Here is a 21581-nt window from a genome sequence, read left to right on the forward strand (position 1 = left end):
CACGGAGCACAACAAATGAACGCACCTTTTAGCTTATTTACTCGTAACAATGAAACAGCTCATGCCTTACCAATGTTACATTCTAACAACCTCTTTGCATTAGGCCGTGAAATCCGCATTATGCATGCTGGCGAGGAATATCGTTTACGCCTCACTCGCAATAATCGCCTAATTTTAACTAAATAAAAAATACACTCGCGTTTCAATAATATTCGTGGGAAAACAAAAAATGGATAGCATGGGTAACCATGCTATTTTTTATAATGGAAGATTAACCTCTACCCTCAAACCACCCTGTTCAGCATGCATAAAACGCAATTCACCATTGTGCAATTCAATAATTTTTCGTGTAATTGAAATTCCCAATCCTGAACCTTGCTGCTGAGTACCTAATACTCGAAAAAAACGCTGTCCTAAGCGTTGCAATACCTCATCATCTACACCATTTCCTGTATCTTCTATAGCGACCTTAATTTGCTGTTCGTCCTGACTAATCTCAACATGAATAGAACCTAAATTTGGACTATAACGAATGGCATTATCAAATAAATTTCTAAAAGCAATAAACAGTAATTCTTCATTCGCAAAGGTTTTAGTTTCTGTCGATAAGGTATTTGTCTCTATCAACATCTGTTTAGCATGCGCATCTAAAGTTACAGTTTCAATGACTCTAGCCAATAAATAATTTAAATCGATAACTGTTTTAGGAAGTTGTGGCTGCTCTGCTTCATTGGGTTCTAGGCGAGCCAGAAGCAGTAAGTTTTCAAGTACTTTTGTACTTCTTGAAACGTCTTCTTGTATCCGCTCAAAGTCCTGATGAAGTTCTGGAACATGTTGATATTTACGCTGTAAAACTTGAAGGCGCATTTGTATGGCAGATAATGGAGAACGTAGTTCATGGGAAGCATCTGCTGTAAAACGCTGCTCAGCCACTAATGCTCTTTGCAATCTTGCAAGTAATTGGTTTAAAGCATCAATCACAGGCTGAATTTCGGTAATGACATCTGGGTCTTGAATTGGTTCTAAATTTGAAGCTGTTTTTTGGGCAATACGTATAGAAAGTAAATTTAGCGCAGCCAATTGTTGCTCGGTACGCCAACTTACAATGACCCATTGCAGCAACCAGAACAACACCATAAGACCGCTATAGCCTGCAAGTGCTTTGAGTACTTCTTCAATACGTGTACTCATTGGCTGAAAGACTTCAACTTCTAGTTGAGAGTCTTCTTGTTGTGCAGCCAGACTACGCCATAATTGACCATCAAACCAAAAATATGAAAAACCTTCAGATAACTTTCCTTGTTCAAAAAGTTCATGTTGATAACTATGAGAATGAGTAAGTAATTGCCCAGAGCTTAATAACTCATACTGAATATCAAATTCATCACTGAGCTGATCAAACTGTTTCATAGAATGTTTAGAAAGGTCAGAAACCAGCAAAGTATCTGAAATTTCATCCATGATTTCGTCTTGCACTGACATGTTGTGATAAACAGAAAATATGGTAAGTAAGCTTAAAGCCACCAAGCCCACCACCACACTACTCCACATTGTGGTTTTAACCAGTTGTGACTGCAAGGATGAGCGATTCGATTTCATTTTAAATCTCCCATACGATAACCTAGTCCCCGTATGGTTTTAATGCAGCTACTTCCGATTTTTTTTCGAAGCTGATAAATAAATACTTCGATGGCGTTACTTTCAATTTCCTCACCCCATGCATAGAGTGCTTCTTCTAATTGATCACGGGTAATAATATGTTCAGGATGAACCATCAGCTTACGCAATATTTGAAATTCTTTTGCCGTTAAATCAATAGACTTGCCAGCGCTTAATACAACTTTCGCTTGTGTATCAAGTTGCAAATCACCCCACGTTAAAATCGATTGTTGACTTAAAGTTTGTTTACGCAATTGAGCGCGAATTCGAGCAGAGAGCTCTTCTAAACTAAAAGGCTTAACCAAATAATCATTTGCGCCTAAATCTAGTCCTTCTACGCGATCATGAATGCTGTCACGTGCGGTAATAAAAATAACAGGAACATTTTTTTGTTTATAACGGATCGTTGTTAGAACTTTCTCACCCGCTAATTGCGGCAGTCCCCGATCAAGTAAAATACAGTCATAGTCATGTTGCTCAATTGCCGTAAGGGCATAATCACCTCTTTCCACCCAATCGACCTGATAACCATCTAACTCTAACCATGATTGAATACTTTCAGCTTGAGAGCGATCATCTTCTGCAAGCAAAATTCTCATCTATTTTTCCTGTTGTATGCTGTTTTAATCTTGCCAAGCCTTTATAAAAAAAGCAAAGCCGCATCATTTAAATGCGGCTAAAAGTAGTAGATTCAGAGAACAATGAATTAGAACTGAACTTGATCCACCTCAATTTCTACACGTTTTAAAGGTTTATAGTCGATGTCTACTTCACCAATTAGAGTGACATTTGTATTTGCTGAAATAGGACGCCCCTGCCAAAGCTCATCATCTACATCAACTGTAATGCTACCTGTCTTGTCACGAAATTGATATTTTTCATCGCCTAAAGATTTTACAACCTGCCCATGTAATTTGACTGGTGTATTATCTTTTGCCGTTAATGCGTGCTTAACAGTTGTCAGAGTTGCTGGAGCAATTGCGGCCTGATTCACAGGCGTATTTGCCATAGCTACACCAGTAACTGTTAGACCCGTAGTCATTAGTATCGCTTTAAGCATTTTCATAAGATCACCTTTTTAACCACATCTTGGAATAGCGTAAGTACAACAGGCATAGATGAGGTGAATCTTAAGAAAAAGTTAATTTAATGGCACAACCCGCAATACCTCTTCTAATGTTGTAAGACCATCAATCACTTTATGAGCACCTGCAATTCTTAGGGGTTCTATACCTTCTTTTTTAGTTTGCGTTCTCAAATCATTTAAGTTCATATGGCTACTAATAAGATGCTTAAGCTCAAGACTGACTGGCATAAACTCATAAATACCGACTCGCCCTTTATAGCCTGTATGACGACATTGTTCACACCCTACTGCCTGATAAACTTTTTCTGGCATGTCCATAATGTAGTCGAATGTTAAATGTTGCCATTCATCCTCATTAATATGAGTTTGCTGTTTGCAGTGTGGACAAAGTTGTCGCACTAAACGCTGAGCCAATACACCTAAAATAGTTGCTGCTGTTAAAAATGGCTGCACACCTAAATCATGCAAGCGAGTCAAACTGGACGGCGCATCATTGGTGTGTAAAGTTGATAATACCAAATGACCTGTAAGTGCCGCCTGAATGGCCATATTTGCTGTATCTTGATCGCGAATTTCCCCAATCATAATAATATCTGGATCTTGTCGCATAAGTGCACGAACACCATCTGCAAAACCTAATTCAATTGCGTTATTGACCTGCATTTGGTTAAAACTAGGCTCTAGCATTTCAATCGGATCTTCAATGGTACAGACATTGACCTGATCAGTTGCAAGCTGCTTTAACGAAGAATATAGCGTTGTGGTTTTACCTGAACCTGTGGGGCCAGTAACCAAAATAATCCCATGGCTATTTTTTGTTAATTGCTGCCACTGTTGTAATAAACTCTCTTCAAAACCAAGCTGATGAAAAGAACGTACCAACACATCGGGATCAAAAATACGCATGACCAGTTTCTCACCAAACGCTGTTGGTAAGGTTGATAAACGGAGTTCAGTTTCTTGACCTTTAGGTGTCCGTGTTTTTAATCGACCATCTTGCGGTTTACGTTTTTCCGCTACATTTAAACGCCCTAAAATTTTAATTCGGGAAATTACGGCAGTCAGCGTATTTGATGGCATGTTATAAATGGTGTGCAACACACCATCAATACGAAACCTGACTTTACCATTGTCTTTACGCGGTTCCATGTGAATATCACTGGCACTCTGCTCAAATGCAAATTGTAAAATCCAGTCAACCAATTTCACAATATGCTGATCATTCGCATCTGGGTTCTGACTATCGCCAAGCTGCAAAAGCGCTTCAACATTTTTAGTGTCACGTTCATGAGCTGCATCTTTTTGAGCGGAATTTACCGCACGACTGACCTGATAATATTCGCGCAAATAGCGTTGCAACTGTTCAGGGTTAAGTAATACTCGTTCAATTTTTTTAGGCGCCAGACTCCGCTCTAAATTGTTTAGCCAATCTGTCTGAAATGGTTGATCTGTTCCAATCACAATTCGATCGACATGAATTTCAACAGCTAAAATATGATTGCGAATAGCAAACTCTTGTGACATTACCTGCGTTAAAGCACTAACATCTGCCTTTAAAGGATCAATCACAAATAAAGGGAGCTGAACCCGATCTGCAAACCATAAACACAAGCGGTTTAAACTTAAATGAGCGTGTGTGTGCTGCTGATCTTTTAAATTAAAATGTGCAATCCACTGTAATGGGTGCCACTTTAATTGGTCTTTTTGGCGGTGGCTTGACTGTACCAGTAATTTATCTCGTTCTGTAATCCGGCCTTCTTGTAATAGTTGTTCTAGACACCAATACGTATCTATTTGTACATGTGTATTCATGCGTTATCCCCAATATATTTTTATAATATAGCAGAGATATTTTTGATTTAGCTCACCACAAATTTGCTAAAACTAAATTTTAAATATTCTTTAACTTCAAATAATTAAACCAATTCTCAACTTAATATTTTTTTGCGTCATAGTTCATATTTATAAAAATACTGTGTTTGTGGCTTTGTCTGAAAAAGATACTATGCTCACTATAATAAAAAGCATAAACTGAACGTGAATATATGATTTTTAAAACGATTCAAATCTACTTATAACAATAAACCAAAGAGGAAGTAACATGGAGCTTCCAATGACAATGTCATTACAAACAACTTCATTTGAAGAATTCATTACCGTTATTGCTGCGGCGCTCGGTTGTGGCTTATTAATTGGTTTAGAACGTGAACGAAGTAAGCTTAAACATGAATACAAAACTTTTGCCGGATTTCGTTCTTTTGCAATTAGTTCACTATTAGGCGCCATCTGTTTTTTATTCGGCACTGAAATTGGAATTGTAGGTGCCCTTCTCATTGGGGCTATTAGTATTGTATCTCTCAAAAATCAGCCCAATGACCCCGGTGTGACCACCGAACTAGCCTTTATTATGACTTACTTTATCGGGGCACTTTGCATTTGGAATATATCATTGGCCGCTGGACTCGCCGTAATCATGACCATTATTTTATTGGCAAAGCAGTCTATGCATGGCATTGCCAGTCAGTGGATTACTGAATCGGAATTGCGTGATGGTATTTTTCTACTTGCCTTGCTGTTAATAGCACTGCCTTTAGTACCCAATAAACCCTTTTGGGGCCCAGTTTTAAATCCGCATGTGATTTTAAAATTACTCACTTTGATCTTATTTGTACAAGCACTCGCCCATATTGCGAAACGGTTACTCTCATCTAAAAACGCTTTATTACTGTCTTCTTTAGCTTCGGGATTTGTTTCCAGTACAGCGACCATTGCCAGTTTAGGTTTAGAAGTACGCTCTGGCAGAGCCAATGCAACTACAAATGCAGGCGCTGCATTAATGTCATGTGTTTCAACACTCATTCAAACTTTAATTATTGTGATTGGGATTAGCTTTGCTTGGTTTAAGCTGATTATATTTCCTACAGTTATTGCATTAGCAGTTTTAGCAATCTGGGCTTTCATTTTATTGCGTAAAGCAGAGCCCAGTACAACTTCGCCTGAACTCGACTCAAGAATGTTCAGCTTAAAAGAGGCCATTATTATTGCAGGCACACTCACCCTCATTCAGGCAGGTGTTTATGGCTTAAGTATCTCTTTAGGCGATGCTGGGTTAATCGCAGGTACTCTGCTCGCATCTTTATTTGAAATACATGCAGCTATTGCGGCAGTCATTGTGCAAGGTGAACCTGATAGCACCCATATGACGCCTTTATTAATTGCATTTTTAGGAGGCTTTGCAGTTCATGCGCTTGCCAAAAGTGTAAACTCTGCAATTTCGGGCGGGCTACGCTATGCCCTTGCTTTCGTTCCCGCCCAACTCATTCATATGGCTATATTTATTAGTTTACTTTGGCTCAACATCCATTGGTTTTAAAGATTTCTACTGTGCAAGTTAAGAAGTCTTCACCACATCAATGACCGTAACTACAAATTGATCGACTTTAAAATGAATATCAAAGTCTGAAAATTTCATTTTATAGATTCGTTCAGCATCTTCTTGATAGGCAGGCCGAGGATCTAAAGCTAAAACTTGCTCAAGCTCATCAATGTACTGTGAATTCATTTCATTATTTTGCAGAAAATATTTTTGCGCTGTTAACGCAGCTTCTGACCAAACGACTGACTTACGTTCAGGTTCTGCATGTGCATAACCACTTTCTGAATCAATAATTGCATCAGAATATTGAATATAAGGTTTGATATCTAAAATTGGAGTGCCATTTAATAAATCACTTCCTGTGATATAGATTCGAACAGACTTACCGACTTTTTCCACTTTATTCAGTTTTACAACTGAAAGCCCGATTGGAGATGGTCGATACATGCTACGTGTAGCAAACACCCCAATTTTCTCATTACCACCTAAACGTGGTGGACGAACCTGTGGACGGAATTTATCGGCACTCCCCTGATTTTTGTTGTCATGAAACTGCCAAACTAGCCAGAGATGACTGAACTGCTCAATTCCCTCAAATGCCAATAAGTCATTATAAGGTTCTACCATATCAATATAAGACTCAATATTTACCAAATTAGGCTGGCGTGGAATGCCAAATTTTTCACGATATGGGGAACACATGTGGCCAATTATGGGGAAGGTGACAGAATTGTTCATCACTTTTTCTTATAAACACAATTAAATATATTCAGTTTATCGGGAATGAAATTAGATTAGAATAGCTATCTGTTTTCTTTTAATCGTGATCGAGACCTTTAATGGCTGCTTTTAACGTCGAACGCATTACTCATGTTCACCACTGGAATGACACACTTTTCAGTTTTAAAACTACACGCGATACTAGCTTACGTTTTAAAAATGGTCAGTTCGTAATGATCGGACTAGAAGTGAATGGCAAACCGTTAATGCGTGCGTATTCGATTGCAAGTGCAAACTACGAAGAAGAGTTAGAATTTTTCTCAATTAAAGTACAAGATGGTCCTTTAACTTCAATTTTGCAAAAAGTACAAGTTGGCGATGAAATCTTAATTTCTAAAAAACCGACAGGTACTTTGGTTCATGATGACCTTTTACCGGGTAAAAACTTGTACCTATTATCTTCTGGTACTGGCCTTGCACCATTCTTATCAATTATTCGTGACCCAGAAACTTACGAACGTTTTGAAAAAGTAATTGTTGTTCATGGTACACGCTACATTTCTGAATTGGCTTACCAAGATTTAATTTTGGATGAACTTCCAAAAAATGAATTCTTTGAAGAGTTAGGTATTAAAGACAAACTTGTTTACTACCCTACAGTAACTCGTGAACCTTTCCACACTCAAGGCCGTGTAACAACTGCAATTGAAACTGGTGCTTTGTTTGAAAAAATCGGTTTACCACGTTTTAACCGTGAAACTGACCGCGCAATGCTTTGCGGTAGCCCTGCATTCTTAAAAGACGTTGCTGCGTTACTTGACCAACACGGTTTAGTTGAATCACCTCGTATGGGTGAAATGGGCGACTACGTGATTGAACGTGCGTTCGTAGAAAAATAAGATTTTTCTAATTAAAAAACCGAGGCAAAGTCCTCGGTTTTTTATATCTGTTTTATAACTTGATTGTGCCATCAATGCAGGTAACAGCCGTTCCACCCACTAAAATTTTATCCTGATGCAATTCAAGTTGAAGCTGTCCGTCACGTCCTAAAACGCAACCTTGTGAAGAAAGTACCTGATCATTTTGTGCGGGCAAAATACCATGGTAACGAATAAAAGACGCTACGCTACCATTACCACTACCACAAACTGGATCTTCATTTATTCCAATTGAAGGGGCAAATGAGCGAACTTCTATATGTTTTTGCTCATCATTATTTTCATAAAAACCATAAACCGTCGCTCCACCAACTTTCATTTCTAAATCATGTTGTTTTAAAGCAGCGAAGTCTGGTTGAGTCGCTAAAACAGCTTCGGCATTAACCGCTTGTAATACAACCCAACGCGCCCCAACATCAACCAATGCAGCATTCCATTGAGTGTCAATCTGACATTTTAAAATCTCTGCCAACTTTTGAGTCTGTTTAGTATCTAATGGCGTAATTTTAGGTTGTGGTAGTTCAAAGGAAATATGATTCAATTCACTTACCGTAAGAGCAACTAAACCTGCACCACATTGCTGTACCAATTTTCCTTCTTTAGCAGTAATTAGACCAGCTTCAAGTAAAGCATGGGCTGTGCCGATTGTAGGATGGCCTGCAAATGGCAACTCACTTTGCGGAGTAAAAATTCGAACCTGATAATCGGCTTGCGAATCTGTAGCAGGCAGTACAAATGTAGTTTCAGAGAGATTGGTCCAATTGGCAATCGCCTGCATTTGCTCAGATGTTAAGGTACTAGCGTCCATAATCACCGCGACAGGATTTCCCTTAAATGCTTGTGAAGTAAAAACATCAACTTGTTTAAATGCTACAACGGACATAGACCCACTCCTACTCATTTTGATATTAAAAAATTATGGTTTTAAATCCTCACCATGCTTTTGATCTTACTGAGATATCTTTAATGGTTACAGTATCAGTTTTTATTAAAAATAATAGACACAGTTCTTAAGTGTAAACTCGATTAAATGGACCAAGCTAAAGTAATCACAATATTTGAGATAAATAACAGATCACTATAAAGTGTACCCATTGCTTTGGCTTTTTAATGAATTGATATGTACAAATATAAAAAAGTGAGTGATGACTTAACACTTCAAATCCATAATGGAAGGCAACCTATTGGTTCGCGTCTACCTTCAATACGAGACTGTGCAAACCATTATCAAGTCAGCATTAACACCGTAAAAGAAGCGTATCGTCAGCTTGAAGATCAAGGTTTGATTTCTGTTCGTCCTCAATCTGGTTACTATGTTTGTCATGCACCTTCAAACTTGCTAGAACTCGAAGAACGTTATGTCAGTGAAGAAAAAGTGCCACTTTCAGGTATCAGCTGCTTCCTCGCACAAATCGTTAAAAAGCAAATGGACCCAGCCTATATTAATTTGGCCCTAGCTTGCCCCTCAGGAGAAAACTTCTACCCGATTGAACGTTTAAAACGCTTAACTGCTCAAGTTTTACGTACACAACCAGATATTTTTAAAAGCTATACCTTACCACCAGGGTCAACACGACTACGCACACAAATTGCTAGACGAAGCTTGCAACTCGGTATGTTTCTTTCAGCAGATGATATTGTGCTGACTCATGGCACCATGGAGGCTTTAAGTCTCGCAATTATGGCAACAACTCAAGCGGGTGACACCATCGCCCTTGAGATCCCGACTTTTCATAATTTGTACCCACTCCTTCATAATTTAGGCCGAAAAATTGTAGAAGTTCCCACTTCGCCACATACAGGCATGTGTCTAGATACACTTGAAGAACTCTTAAAATCTCAAAGTGTACAAGCCATATTAACGATTCCAACAGGACACAATCCCCTCGGTTTCAGCATGCCTGAAAGCAGCCGCCGTCGCTTGGCAGAGCTAGCCAATCATTTTCAAGTTCCTGTTATTGAAGATGCGATGTATGCCGAATTGCAACTAGCCGAACCTCTCTTACCCAACATTAAAGCATTTGATCAAAATGGATGGGTGTTGGTATGTAGTAGCTACACCAAGACTGTAGCACCCGACTATCGAATCGGTTGGTTAGAAGCTGGGCGCTTCCGTAATATTGTGCAGCAACTAAAATTTACGACAACGGTGGCCGAGCCCGCTTTACTCACCGAAACCTTAGGACTTTTCTTGGAAAATGGTGGTTATGACCTGCATTTACGTCAGCTCAAAAAACGCTATCAACAACAAATTGACACTATCAAATCTTATATTTGTCGTTATTTCCCACTTGGTACTCGAGTCAGTCGCCCACAAGCTGGATTTATTTTATGGTTAGAGTTACCCGAATCTATCGATACATTAGAACTGTTTCATCAGGCAATGGATGAAAAAATCTTATGCATGCCGGGAATTTTATGTTCGGCTGATAAACGTTTTAGTCATTGTTTACGTATAGCAGCGTGTTTCGAATTAAACCCTAAAATGTTAAATGCTTTGATGCGCTTAGGAGAGTTAGCAAAAAATATGCTACCCGCGCAAAAAGATATTGGTCAAATCCCTACTAATTCAGTAGGTTGAATCAAAAATACAGAGTTAATAAAATAAAACCATATATTTTTTATGCCTTTTATTTTATGAAAACTGAGCTTCTCTCTCCCGCAGGTTCACTTAAAAACATGCGCTATGCATTTGCCTATGGTGCAGATGCAGTATATGCAGGCCAACCACGTTATAGCTTACGTGTGCGTAATAATGCTTTTGATCATGACAACTTAAAAATTGGAATTGATGAAGCGCATGCTTTGGGTAAAAAGTTTTATGTTGTGGTGAACATTCAACCCCATAACAGCAAATTAAAAAACTTTATTCGTGATCTTGAGCCGATTGTAGCAATGCAGCCAGATGCGCTCATTATGTCTGACCCGGGCTTAATTATGATGGTGCGTGAGCATTTTCCTGATGTGCAAATTCATTTGTCGGTTCAAGCCAACGCCATTAACTGGGCCACTGTTAAATTTTGGAAAGATTACGGTTTAAGCCGTGTCATTTTATCTCGTGAGTTATCATTAGAAGAAATCGAAGAAATCCAGCAACACGTACCAGATATTGAACTCGAAGTTTTTGTACATGGCGCACTATGCATGGCCTACTCAGGCCGTTGCCTACTTTCTGGATATATGAATAAACGTGATGCCAACCAAGGTGCTTGTACCAATGCTTGCCGTTGGGACTATAAACTGCATGAAGCTCAAGAAGATGCAAACGGCGACGTGATTCCAGTTACTCAGCTCAACACCTCAGAAAAGTCTTGCTGCTCATCAGCACAATCAGAGACAACCTCGGCTCAAACTTTGCTTGTACAACGTAATGATAAAGAAATGTTTGCTGCTGAAGAAGATGAACACGGCACCTATTTTATGAACTCTAAAGATTTACGTGCAGTACAGCATGTAGATCGTTTAACCAAGATGGGCATCGCCTCACTGAAAATTGAAGGCCGTACTAAATCCTATTTTTACTGTGCCCGTACTGCCCAAATTTATCGAAAAGCCATTGATGATGCTTTAACAGGTAAACCATTTGACCCAAGCTTAATGACTCAGCTCGAAGGGTTGGCAAATCGCGGTTATACCGAAGGTTTTTTAAGACGTCATGTGCATAGCGAATATCAAAATTATGCTGATGGTTCATCACATTTTGACTATCAACAATTTTGTGGAGAGGTTTTAGAACGTCACGGTGATTATATTCGCATTGAAGTTAAAAACCGTTTTTTAGTTGGCGACTCACTTGAGCTGATGACGCCTCAAGGCAACATCACTTTTACTTTAACCGAAATGCGTGATTTAAAAGGTAACCCAATTACAGATGCTAAAGGTTCTGGGCATTTCGTTGAAATTCCACTCTCACAAGATGTTGATATCAGTTATGCCCTACTCGTACGCAATTTGCCGCATGCGAAAGAAAGTATTACTGCATCTACATTGGCTTATTCAGCGAGTTAAACATGGCACTTTTGATTACGAGTGACTGCATTAACTGTGATATGTGCTTACCTGAATGCCCTAACATCGCCATTTTTGAAGGGAGCAAAGTTTATGAAATTGATCCATACCGTTGTACCGAATGTATAGGCTTTTACGATGCGCCAACATGTAAGGCAGTTTGCCCTATCGATTGCATAAAACCAGACCCTGCGCATATTGAGAATAAAGAGCAACTTTTAGAGAAATTTAAAGGGTTAAATTTACTCAGCGAATCTATTTCTTAAAAAGACTATCGAGGATCAGGCTAAAGTTACTGATCCTCTTAAATGACTATGCAGATCAATGATTAAATAAATGAATAAATAGCTGAGAACACTTTGCTAGTGATAAAATCAATTTATCAGTTCAGTTTGATTTACTGGTAATTTTGTACCAAAAAAATTAAACAATCGTTAAAACTGCCAAACCATTTCAACATTTCATGTAGATTGATTAAAACTCATTCTGGCGCAGCTCCCCATGTCTTATCTTTATTTAGCAATTGCGATTGCTTGTGAAGTCATTGCAACTTCAGCTTTAAAAGCATCTCAAGGTTTTACTGTTCCTATTCCATCCATCGTTACAGTTGTGGGTTATGCAATTGCTTTTTATTTATTGTCTCTTACGCTAAAAACGATTCCCATCGGAATTGCATACGCCATTTGGTCGGGTGCAGGTATTATTTTAATTTCTGCAATTGGCTGGATATTTTACAAACAGCATTTAGATTTGGCGGCCTGTATTGGTCTTACTTTAATGATTGCAGGTATTATCATTATTAATGTGTTTTCTAAAAATACCCATCTATAAAATATAATTAAAAAAGCAACCGAGTAAGATGCGAATCCTTTTTTAAAAAATTTCACCTTACTCGGTATAAACAGCTTATTTCAAACTGCCCGTCAAAAATTGCTTTAAACGCTCACTTTTCGGATTGTTGAGTACTTCATCAGGGTGGCCCTGTTCCTCAATTTTCCCTTGATGCAAGAAAATCACTTGATTAGACACATGACGTGCAAAGCCCATTTCATGTGTCACCACAATCATGGTACGGCCTTCTTCAGCCAAACTCTGCATAACCTTGAGTACTTCACCCACCAACTCAGGATCAAGTGCACTAGTTGGTTCATCAAATAGCATCACTTCCGGTTCCATTGCCAAAGCACGAGCAATTGCTACCCGTTGCTGCTGACCACCAGATAAAAATGCTGGATATTTATTCTCAACACTTTCAGGCAATCCAACTTTACGTAGATATTTCCGTGCACACTCTTCTGCTTCAGCACGTTTTACCCCAAGCACATGAATTGGCCCTTCAATGACATTTTCAAGCACTGTCATGTGAGACCATAAATTAAAGTGCTGAAATACCATCATCAGTTGAGTACGCATTTTCTGTAGTTGCTTTGGATCAACCACTTTTAAATTGCCTTTTTTATCAAAGACTGTGCGTAGTTTTTCACCATTGAGCTTAATGGTGCCATTGCTCGGTTGCTCTAAAAAGTTGATACAACGCAGCAAGGTACTTTTACCTGAACCGGATGAACCAATAATACTAATCACATCGCCAGCATTTGCATCAAGTGATATCCCTTTCAGTACTTCATGATCGCCAAATGTTTTGTGTAAATCACGAATCACTAGTTTTGCAACGTGTTCCATTTATGTCTCCTAATGATTCGATGGCTTTAAAAATGCCAACCAACGTTTTTCCAACTTACGAAATATCCAAATCAAAATAAATGCCAACATCGCATATAACACCGCGGCAATCCCAAAAGCATTGAAGGTGTCATAGGTTGCCGCATTTACATCACGCGCAATTTTTAAAATATCTGGAACAGTTGCTGTAAATGCAATGGTTGTCGCATGCAACATCAAAATGACTTCGTTACCGTAAAATGGCAAAGCACGGCGTAACATCGATGGAATGATAATACGTGTGTAGAGTTTCCATTTTGACATTCCAAAAGCTTGGGCAGCTTCAATCTCGCCATGTGGAATAGAACGAATCGCTCCTGCGAAGATTTCAGTCGTATATGCACCAGTATTGAGCGCGAATGCCAAAATGGTGCAATTTATGCCCTCTCGAAAAAATGCATCGAGCGTCTGATGTTCATGGACGTAATCAAAGCTGTAAATACCTGAATAAATAATCAGCAATTGGATGTACAGTGGTGTGCCACGAAAAACGTAGGTAAACAACCAAACTGGACCACGCAACCAAAGATTTTCTGATACTCGTGCAAGTGATAAAGGCACGGCAAGCACAAAGCCAATACCAATAGAAAGCACCAATAACCAAGCAGTCATCGCGACACCGGTCATTTGTAAGCCATCGGTCCAAAGGTATGCCTGCCAATATTGTTGAAGGATTTCAATCATAATTGTCCCTTCCTCACACCAGCAGAATAACGACGTTCAAGCCACATTAAAATCAGGTTCGACACGGTGGTAATTGCCAAATAAATCGCAGCAGCCACGATGCTGAAAAAGAACAATTGCATGGTACTTCTACCCGCATCTTGCGTAATTTTTACAATATCAGTCAGGCCAATAATAGAAACAAGTGCGGTAGCCTTAATCAAAACTTGCCAGTTGTTACCAATACCAGGCAATGCAAAACGCATCATTTGAGGGAACAATACACGTCGGAAAACCTGCCAAGGGGTCATACCATAGGCCTTTGCTGCTTCAATTTGACCCGTTGGAACCGATTGAAATGCACCACGAAAGGTCTCGGTAAAATATGCACCATAAATGAACGCTAAAGTAATCACACCAGCCACGAATGGGTTGATATCAATCTGGTCCATTTGCAGTGCTTCAGTAATTTGGTTTAAACCTAACTGCAAGCTATAAAATAACAGCAGCATAATTACCAAATCAGGCACGCTACGAATAAGCGTGGTATAGGCGGTCGCAATATAACGTAAAGCTTTAATATTAGAGAGTTTTGAACTCGCACCAATTAAGCCAATAATGACAGAAAGCAAAAGTGACAACAGCGCAAGCTGTATGGTCATCCATGTTCCGCTGAGAAGGAGTGGCCCATAGCCAGATAAAAACATGACTCATCTTCTCCTTAAAAACAATATCTAATATTGATGAGATGAGAATAGATTTTAAAATGTCGGCATTAAGCCGACATTTTTCACATCATTAGTAAATGTTAAAGGAGAAATATTTTTTCTCGAGTTTCTTGTATGTGCCATCCGCAATGATTGCTGCGAGAGCTTTGTCAATATTCGCTTTCAAATCTGCATCTTCTTTGCGTAAACCGATCGCTGCACCTACACCCAGTGTTTTTGCATCAACCACATTGTTGCCGACAAAAGTAAAGTTTTTGCCTTTTGGTTGTTTTAAGAAAGCACCATCAACCATGATTGCATCTTGTAAAGTTGCATCTAAACGACCTGACATCATGTCTTGATAAATCAAATCTTGGACTGGGTAAGGTACAACGGTTACACCTTTTGTTGCCCAATAGGTTTTAGCATAAGTTTCTTGAATTGTGCCCTGTTGTACCCCTACACGCTTACCTTTCAATGATGCAGCTGTTGGTAATAACGGTGAGCCTTTTTTTGCAACCATACGCGTTGGCGTGTTGTAGATTTTGCTACTAAACAAAATTTGTTTCGCACGTTCATCAGTCACCGTCATTGATGAAAGAATACCGTCAAATTTTTTCGCTTTAAGTGCTGGAATCATCCCATCAAAAGAGTTTTCAACCCAAACACATTTGGCTTTGAGTTTTGCACAAATTGCATTACCCAAATCAACATCAAAACCAGTTAACTTGCCATCCGATGTTTTATATTCAAATGGTGCATAAGAGGACTCAGTACCAAAACGAATCACCTTCCAATCCTTTGCTTGAACATTCGTTGCAACAGCAGCCAAAACTAAGGTTGTTGAAACGAACATTTTTTTCATAAAGCTTGCCATCTTGAAGCTTCTCCTTAAAATCCAAATAAGGTGATAAAAACTTGAGTAATTTCTAAATTACTCTTCTGCCGAAATAATTGCAATTTCTATACCAGTAAATTAAGGATTTATGAAGATGTCAAAACAGCGGATCGTATTACCTCATTAAATGTTGAAAAATCACTCAAATTTTAAGTTAGTTTTTGAGTGTGTAAGCCTCTGCCATATTTTCATTTTGAACCAATGTCCGAATGGTGTATTCATGGTTATGTTCTTTGGCACTGGCAAATTCACATTTTTGATCTAATGACATTGAGCAACCACTCAGCAATGGACAACCTGCAAATAATTCAGCAACCCAGTCAACAAACACACGAACTTTAGGAGATAAATGACGGTTTTGTAGATAAACGACTGATATTGGCATAGGTGCAGGCAACCATTCAGTCAGCACTTCCTTGAGTGTGCCATCTTCTAGATGTTTCCCCACCATGTAATATGGGCATTGAATTAAACCAAAACCCTGTACAGCCAAATCAACATATGAATCGCCATCGTTGACAGAAACGCGCCCTTTCACGCCAACGCTGTGAATTTCCCCATCAACCATAAAATCCCAGTCGATATTGCGTCCGGTACGACTATTAAAGTAATGCACAACTTGGTGTTTTTGTAGATCATCAATAGTTTTTGGTTCGCCATGTTCCGCCAAGTAACGAGGTGCAGCAACAGTCACACACTGAATTGTTCCGATACGACGTGCAACCAAACTTGAATCTTTCAACTGACCAATACGAATGACACAGTCCACCGCATCTTGCACCAGATCTACGGGGCGATCACTCATTCCAATCACCAAATCAATATCAGGATATTTGGAATGAAAATCACACAGCATCGGAATCAGAATCAACCGCCCGATTGAAGCTTTAACATCAATGCGCAGTCGTCCTCGAGGTCCACGTTCTGAATCATGAAAAGTCGATTCAACGTCTTCGACATCGGCTAAAATTCGTGCAGTACGTTCATAATAAACCGCACCATCTGGCGTCAAACTGAGTTTACGGGTGGTTCGGTTTAATAAACGAACCTGTAAATGTTTTTCTAAACCCTGAATGGTTGTAGTCACAGAAGCACGCGGTAGGCCTAAACTGTCAGCCGCTAAACTGAAACTATTTGTTTCGACAACTTTGTTAAATACTTTCATGGCATGAAATAGATCCACACGCACACTCCTATCAATTAATGCATTTTTTCATTCAAACACATCAATTGTTATAAAAATACGAATAGTGTTATCGAATTTAATATATTTATTCGTGATTGACAAACTTTTATGCTCCGTCCATCCCATAAACCCTGTTTCTCCCATACGGACCATAATTAAAAGTCTGAAAACAGGTATCCAAATAAGTAGGAGCACCTCATGTCATTTTCCCGCAAACAGTTTGCGCTGTCTGCCATCTTTGTCGCCATTTTGGCAACGGGTGGCAGTTTTATGTTTTTACATGAAAATGCCGATGCAAAAGCTGCACCGACCACAGCTCAACAAGCTGCTACTGTTGATATTTCTAATGTCATCAGCAAAACCATTACCGATTGGCAAGAATATTCCGGTCGCTTAGAAGCCATTGATCAAGTCGATATTCGGCCACAGGTTTCAGGTAAACTCATTTCCGTACATTTCAAAGATGGCAGTCTGGTTAGAAAAGGCGAATTACTTTTTACCATTGATCCGCGTCCTTTCGAAGCAGAACTCAATCGTGCCCAAGCTCAACTCGCCTCAGCTGAAGCACAAGTGACTTATACAGGTTCTAATCTTTCTCGTATTCAACGTTTAATTCAAAGTAATGCTGTATCTCGTCAAGAGCTAGATCTAGCTGAAAATGATGCACGCTCAGCCAGTGCCAATCTGCAAGCCGCTAGAGCAGCCGTTCAATCTGCACGCTTAAATCTTGAGTACACGCGCATTACTGCACCAGTCAGTGGTCGAATTTCTCGTGCCGAAGTGACTGTGGGCAACGTGGTTTCTGCAGGTAACGGAGCACAGGTTTTAACAAGTTTAGTGTCTGTATCTCGCCTCTACGCATCTTTCGATGTTGATGAACAAACTTACCTGAAATACATCAGTAATCAGCGTAATTCAGCACAAGTTCCTGTCTATATGGGACTTGCCAATGAAACCGGGTTTTCTCGTGAAGGAGTCATCAACTCAATCGACAATAACCTAGATACAACCTCAGGTACGATTCGTGTTCGCGCGACTTTCGACAATCCAAACGGAGTTTTATTACCGGGTTTATATGCTCGAATCCGTCTGGGTGGTGGTCAACCTCGTTCAGCAATTCTGATTAGCCCAACCGCGGTCGGCGTCGATCAAGATAAACGTTTTGTTGTTGTGGTGGATGCTAAAAACCAGACTGCTTACCGTGAAGTAAAACTTGGCACACAACAAGATGGCTTGCAAATCGTAAATAGCGGATTACAAGCGGGTGACCGTATTGTGGTGAATGGTTTACAGCGAATTCGTCCGGGTGACCCTGTTACCCCGCACCTCGTTCCAATGCCGAATGCGCAAATCACTGCTAACGCTACTCCTCCCCAACCTAAGCCAACAGAAAAAACATCAACTCCGGCAAAAGGTTAATCACATATGAATATTTCTAAATTCTTTATTGATCGGCCGATCTTTGCTGGTGTGTTATCAGTATTGATTTTACTTGCCGGTTTACTTTCGGTATTTAAATTACCGATTTCAGAATATCCAGAAGTTGTTCCACCATCTGTGGTGGTACGTGCTCAATATCCGGGTGCGAACCCAAAAGTGATTGCTGAAACTGTTGCCTCTCCGCTTGAAGAATCAATCAACGGCGTAGAAGACATGCTATATATGCAATCTCAGGCAAACAGTGATGGTAACTTAACCATTACGGTAAACTTTAAGCTCGGTATCGACCCTGACAAAGCTCAGCAATTGGTTCAAAACCGTGTGTCGCAAGCATTGCCCCGTTTGCCTGAAGACGTACAACGTTTAGGTGTCACTACGTTAAAAAGCTCACCGACTTTAACCATGGTTGTGCATCTGACTTCACCAGATAATCGCTATGACATGACCTACTTGCGTAACTACGCGGTGCTCAATGTAAAAGACCGTTTGGCACGCTTACAAGGTGTAGGTGAAGTCGGTTTATTTGGTTCGGGTGACTACGCAATGCGTGTGTGGCTCGACCCACAAAAAGTAGCGCAACGTAATCTCACAGCAACGGAAATTGTGAGCGCAATCCGCGAACAAAACATTCAAGTTGCAGCCGGTACCATTGGTGCATCGCCAACAAATTCTCCTGTACAACTCTCAGTAAATGCTCAAGGTCGTTTAACCACTGAGCAAGAATTCGCAGATATCATTTTAAAAACTGCACCAGATGGCGCTGTCACTCGCTTAGGTGATGTTGCTCGTGTTGAACTTGCAGCTTCACAATATGGCTTACGTTCATTACTCGATAATAAACAAGCGGTTGCTATTCCAATTTTCCAAGCACCGGGTGCTAATGCTTTGCAAGTTTCTGATCAAGTGCGTAGCACGATGAAAGAACTTTCAAAAGATTTCCCATCTTCAATTAAATACGACATTGTTTACGATCCGACTCAGTTCGTACGTGCAAGTATTAAAGCGGTTGTTCATACCTTGCTTGAAGCGATTGCACTGGTTGTTGTGGTTGTTATTTTATTCTTACAAACATGGCGTGCTTCAATCATTCCATTACTTGCCGTACCAGTTTCAATTATTGGTACATTCGCGCTCATGCTTGCTTTTGGTTACTCAATCAATGCACTTTCACTGTTCGGGATGGTACTTGCCATCGGGATTGTGGTCGATGACGCTATTGTCGTCGTCGAAAATGTCGAGAGGAATATTGAAGCAGGCTTAAGCCCAAGAGATGCAACTTATCGCGCGATGAGAGAAGTGAGCGGACCGATTATTGCCATTGCTTTAACGCTGGTTGCCGTGTTCGTTCCACTTGCCTTCATGACAGGCTTAACAGGGCAATTTTATAAACAATTTGCTATGACCATTGCCATTTCAACTGTTATTTCGGCATTTAACTCACTGACGCTCTCGCCTGCTTTAGCAGCCATGCTACTGAAAGGACATGATGCTAAACCTGATGCATTAACACGCATTATGAACCGTGTATTTGGACGTTTCTTTGCACTGTTTAACCGCGTATTTACTCGTGCGTCAGACAACTATGGTAAAGGCGTAAGCCGTGTTATCTCCCATAAAGCATCGGCAATGGGTGTATATGCTGCACTTCTAGGCTTAACCGTTGGTATTTCTTATATTGTTCCGGGTGGCTTTGTTCCCGCTCAAGACAAACAATATTTGATTAGCTTTGCTCAATTACCAAATGGCGCGTCTTTAGATCGTACCGAAGCAGTCATTCGTAAAATGAGTGACACCGCACTTAAACAACCTGGTGTAGAAAGTGCAGTTGCCTTCCCTGGTCTATCAATTAACGGTTTTACCAACAGCTCAAGCGCCGGTATTGTCTTCGTGACCTTAAAGCCATTCGATGAACGTAAGGCTAAAGACTTATCTGCAAATGCAATTGCTGGTGCCTTAAACCAGAAATACTCAGCTATTCAAGATGCTTATATTGCGGTTTTCCCACCACCACCCGTGATGGGTTTAGGGACCATGGGCGGCTTTAAACTCCAACTTGAAGACAGAGGTGCCTTAGGTTATTCAGCCTTGAACGATGCTGCACAAAACTTTATGAAAGCGGCACAATCAGCCCCTGAACTGGGTCCAATGTTCTCAAGTTATCAAATTAACGTACCTCAGCTTAACGTAGATCTGGACCGTGTAAAAGCCAAACAACAAGGTGTTGCAGTAACAGATGTTTTCAACACCATGCAGATTTATTTAGGTTCTCAGTACGTTAACGACTTTAACCGCTTTGGACGTGTTTATCAGGTTCGAGCACAGGCAGATGCCCCTTTCCGTGCTAATCCTGAAGATATTTTGCAGCTTAAAACCCGAAACAGTGCGGGACAAATGGTGCCTTTATCTTCATTGGTGAATGTAACTCAAACCTATGGTCCAGAAATGGTAGTTCGTTATAACGGTTACACATCAGCCGATATTAACGGTGGCCCTGCACCGGGTTATTCATCTAGCCAAGCAGAAGCTGCGGTTGAACGTATTGCTGCTCAAACTCTACCACGTGGTATTAAGTTTGAATGGACAGATTTAACTTACCAAAAAATCTTGGCTGGTAATGCAGGACTCTGGGTATTCCCAATTAGTGTATTACTGGTGTTCTTAGTTTTAGCCGCTCAATATGAAAGTCTAACTTTACCTTTAGCTGTAATTTTAATTGTACCAATGGGGATTTTGGCGGCCCTAACAGGTGTGTGGCTGACAGGTGGAGATAACAACATCTTTACCCAAATTGGTCTAATGGTGCTGGTCGGACTGGCCTGTAAAAATGCCATCTTAATTGTCGAATTTGCGCGGGAACTTGAAATGCAAGGTGCGACTGCATTCAAAGCTGCTGTTGAAGCAAGTCGTCTACGTTTACGTCCAATTTTAATGACTTCTATTGCATTCATTATGGGTGTAGTCCCACTTGTTACCTCAACTGGTGCAGGTTCTGAAATGCGTCATGCCATGGGTATTGCGGTGTTCTTCGGCATGATCGGTGTAACACTGTTTGGTTTATTTCTGACCCCTGCCTTTTATGTCCTGATTCGCACACTGAACAGTAAACATAAATTGCATTCGGCAGCAGTCCATGAAGCGCCTTTATCTACCCCACATGATCATTAAGGAGGATATTTG

At 40.1% G+C, this 21581-nt stretch carries 20 protein-coding genes; 9 read left to right on the top strand and 11 right to left on the bottom strand.

What is annotated here, in order from left to right; genetic code table 11:
- Positions 1–15 precede the first annotated feature (15 nt).
- Positions 16–186 (top strand): hemin uptake protein HemP, encoded by a 171-nt coding sequence (hemP, locus tag I7H67_RS01825; RefSeq protein ID WP_004643472.1) that lies wholly within the window; start codon positions 16–18, stop codon positions 184–186.
- A 72-nt stretch (positions 187–258) separates the two neighbouring features.
- On the opposite strand, the gene I7H67_RS01830 is transcribed toward hemP, so the two are convergent.
- The 4 genes from I7H67_RS01830 to I7H67_RS01845 form a co-directional block, all read right to left on the bottom strand.
- Positions 259–1599 carry a sensor histidine kinase gene (locus tag I7H67_RS01830; RefSeq protein ID WP_198306932.1) on the bottom strand — a complete coding sequence of 447 codons (1341 nt, stop codon included), beginning with the start codon at positions 1597–1599 and terminating at the stop codon, positions 259–261.
- Positions 1596–2258, bottom strand: a complete 663-nt coding sequence (locus I7H67_RS01835) for a response regulator transcription factor (protein WP_005307039.1) — start codon at positions 2256–2258, stop codon at positions 1596–1598. Before I7H67_RS01835 ends, I7H67_RS01830 begins: the two co-directional genes overlap by 4 nt.
- Before the next feature lie 107 nt (positions 2259–2365).
- Positions 2366–2725, bottom strand: coding sequence for a NirD/YgiW/YdeI family stress tolerance protein (locus tag I7H67_RS01840; protein ID WP_005307042.1), 360 nt, complete (start codon positions 2723–2725; stop codon positions 2366–2368).
- Positions 2726–2800: 75 nt separating this feature from the next.
- The gene (locus I7H67_RS01845) at positions 2801–4558 is read right to left on the bottom strand and encodes a GspE/PulE family protein (RefSeq protein WP_198306933.1); all 1758 of its coding nucleotides are present in this window, start codon (positions 4556–4558) and stop codon (positions 2801–2803) included.
- Between the two features lie 289 nt (positions 4559–4847).
- On the opposite strand from I7H67_RS01845, the gene I7H67_RS01850 reads away from it, so the two are divergent.
- Positions 4848–6119, top strand: a complete 1272-nt coding sequence (locus tag I7H67_RS01850) for an MgtC/SapB family protein (RefSeq protein ID WP_198306934.1) — start codon at positions 4848–4850, stop codon at positions 6117–6119.
- An 18-nt stretch (positions 6120–6137) separates the two neighbouring features.
- Here the strand turns inward: I7H67_RS01850 and tsaA are convergent, their stop codons facing one another.
- The gene (gene tsaA, locus I7H67_RS01855; protein WP_198306935.1) at positions 6138–6860 is read right to left on the bottom strand and encodes a tRNA (N6-threonylcarbamoyladenosine(37)-N6)-methyltransferase TrmO; all 723 of its coding nucleotides are present in this window, start codon (positions 6858–6860) and stop codon (positions 6138–6140) included.
- 101 nt (positions 6861–6961) lie between these two features.
- Between tsaA and I7H67_RS01860 the strand changes: the two genes are divergently transcribed.
- Positions 6962–7741: a ferredoxin--NADP reductase gene (locus I7H67_RS01860; protein ID WP_005307052.1), complete on the top strand. Its 780-nt coding sequence runs from the start codon at positions 6962–6964 to the stop codon at positions 7739–7741.
- A gap of 52 nt (positions 7742–7793) precedes the next feature.
- Here I7H67_RS01860 and I7H67_RS01865 read toward each other — a convergent pair whose 3' ends face one another.
- On the bottom strand, positions 7794–8663 hold the full coding sequence (locus I7H67_RS01865; RefSeq protein ID WP_198306936.1) for a PhzF family phenazine biosynthesis protein: 870 nt from the start codon (positions 8661–8663) through the stop codon (positions 7794–7796).
- 231 nt (positions 8664–8894) lie between these two features.
- On the opposite strand from I7H67_RS01865, the gene I7H67_RS01870 reads away from it, so the two are divergent.
- The 4 genes from I7H67_RS01870 to abeS all read left to right on the top strand — a co-directional run bounded on the left by I7H67_RS01870 (position 8895) and on the right by abeS (position 12619).
- Positions 8895–10361 carry a PLP-dependent aminotransferase family protein gene (locus I7H67_RS01870; protein ID WP_198307021.1) on the top strand — a complete coding sequence of 489 codons (1467 nt, stop codon included), beginning with the start codon at positions 8895–8897 and terminating at the stop codon, positions 10359–10361.
- Between the two features lie 56 nt (positions 10362–10417).
- Complete coding sequence (gene yegQ, locus I7H67_RS01875) at positions 10418–11788, top strand: tRNA 5-hydroxyuridine modification protein YegQ (RefSeq protein ID WP_198306937.1); 1371 nt, start codon at positions 10418–10420, stop codon at positions 11786–11788.
- A gap of 2 nt (positions 11789–11790) precedes the next feature.
- Complete coding sequence (locus I7H67_RS01880) at positions 11791–12054, top strand: YfhL family 4Fe-4S dicluster ferredoxin (RefSeq protein WP_198306938.1); 264 nt, start codon at positions 11791–11793, stop codon at positions 12052–12054.
- Positions 12055–12289: 235 nt separating this feature from the next.
- Positions 12290–12619, top strand: a complete 330-nt coding sequence (abeS, locus tag I7H67_RS01885; RefSeq protein WP_004700493.1) for a multidrug efflux SMR transporter AbeS — start codon at positions 12290–12292, stop codon at positions 12617–12619.
- A 75-nt stretch (positions 12620–12694) separates the two neighbouring features.
- On the opposite strand, the gene I7H67_RS01890 is transcribed toward abeS, so the two are convergent.
- The 5 genes from I7H67_RS01890 to I7H67_RS01910 all read right to left on the bottom strand — a co-directional run bounded on the left by I7H67_RS01890 (position 12695) and on the right by I7H67_RS01910 (position 16961).
- Positions 12695–13471: an ABC transporter ATP-binding protein gene (locus I7H67_RS01890; protein WP_013197223.1), complete on the bottom strand. Its 777-nt coding sequence runs from the start codon at positions 13469–13471 to the stop codon at positions 12695–12697.
- Positions 13472–13480: 9 nt separating this feature from the next.
- Positions 13481–14194: an ABC transporter permease gene (locus I7H67_RS01895; RefSeq protein ID WP_005307068.1), complete on the bottom strand. Its 714-nt coding sequence runs from the start codon at positions 14192–14194 to the stop codon at positions 13481–13483.
- Positions 14191–14880, bottom strand: a complete 690-nt coding sequence (locus tag I7H67_RS01900; protein WP_087399935.1) for an ABC transporter permease — start codon at positions 14878–14880, stop codon at positions 14191–14193. Before I7H67_RS01900 ends, I7H67_RS01895 begins: the two co-directional genes overlap by 4 nt.
- 91 nt (positions 14881–14971) lie before the next feature.
- Positions 14972–15757: an ABC transporter substrate-binding protein gene (locus I7H67_RS01905; RefSeq protein ID WP_198306939.1), complete on the bottom strand. Its 786-nt coding sequence runs from the start codon at positions 15755–15757 to the stop codon at positions 14972–14974.
- 175 nt (positions 15758–15932) lie between these two features.
- A complete protein-coding gene (locus tag I7H67_RS01910; RefSeq protein ID WP_111854369.1) occupies positions 15933–16961 on the bottom strand; it encodes a LysR family transcriptional regulator in 1029 nt (342 codons plus the stop codon).
- A 201-nt stretch (positions 16962–17162) separates the two neighbouring features.
- Between I7H67_RS01910 and adeF the strand changes: the two genes are divergently transcribed.
- Both adeF and adeG read left to right on the top strand, forming a co-directional pair.
- Positions 17163–18383 (top strand): multidrug efflux RND transporter periplasmic adaptor subunit AdeF, encoded by a 1221-nt coding sequence (gene adeF, locus I7H67_RS01915; protein WP_198306940.1) that lies wholly within the window; start codon positions 17163–17165, stop codon positions 18381–18383.
- A gap of 6 nt (positions 18384–18389) precedes the next feature.
- Positions 18390–21569, top strand: coding sequence for a multidrug efflux RND transporter permease subunit AdeG (gene adeG / locus I7H67_RS01920; RefSeq protein WP_198306941.1), 3180 nt, complete (start codon positions 18390–18392; stop codon positions 21567–21569).
- Positions 21570–21581: the final 12 nt, after the last annotated feature.

The organism is Acinetobacter sp. ACIN00229, assembly GCF_016106645.1.
In the GTDB taxonomy this organism is placed as follows: domain Bacteria; phylum Pseudomonadota; class Gammaproteobacteria; order Pseudomonadales; family Moraxellaceae; genus Acinetobacter; species Acinetobacter oleivorans.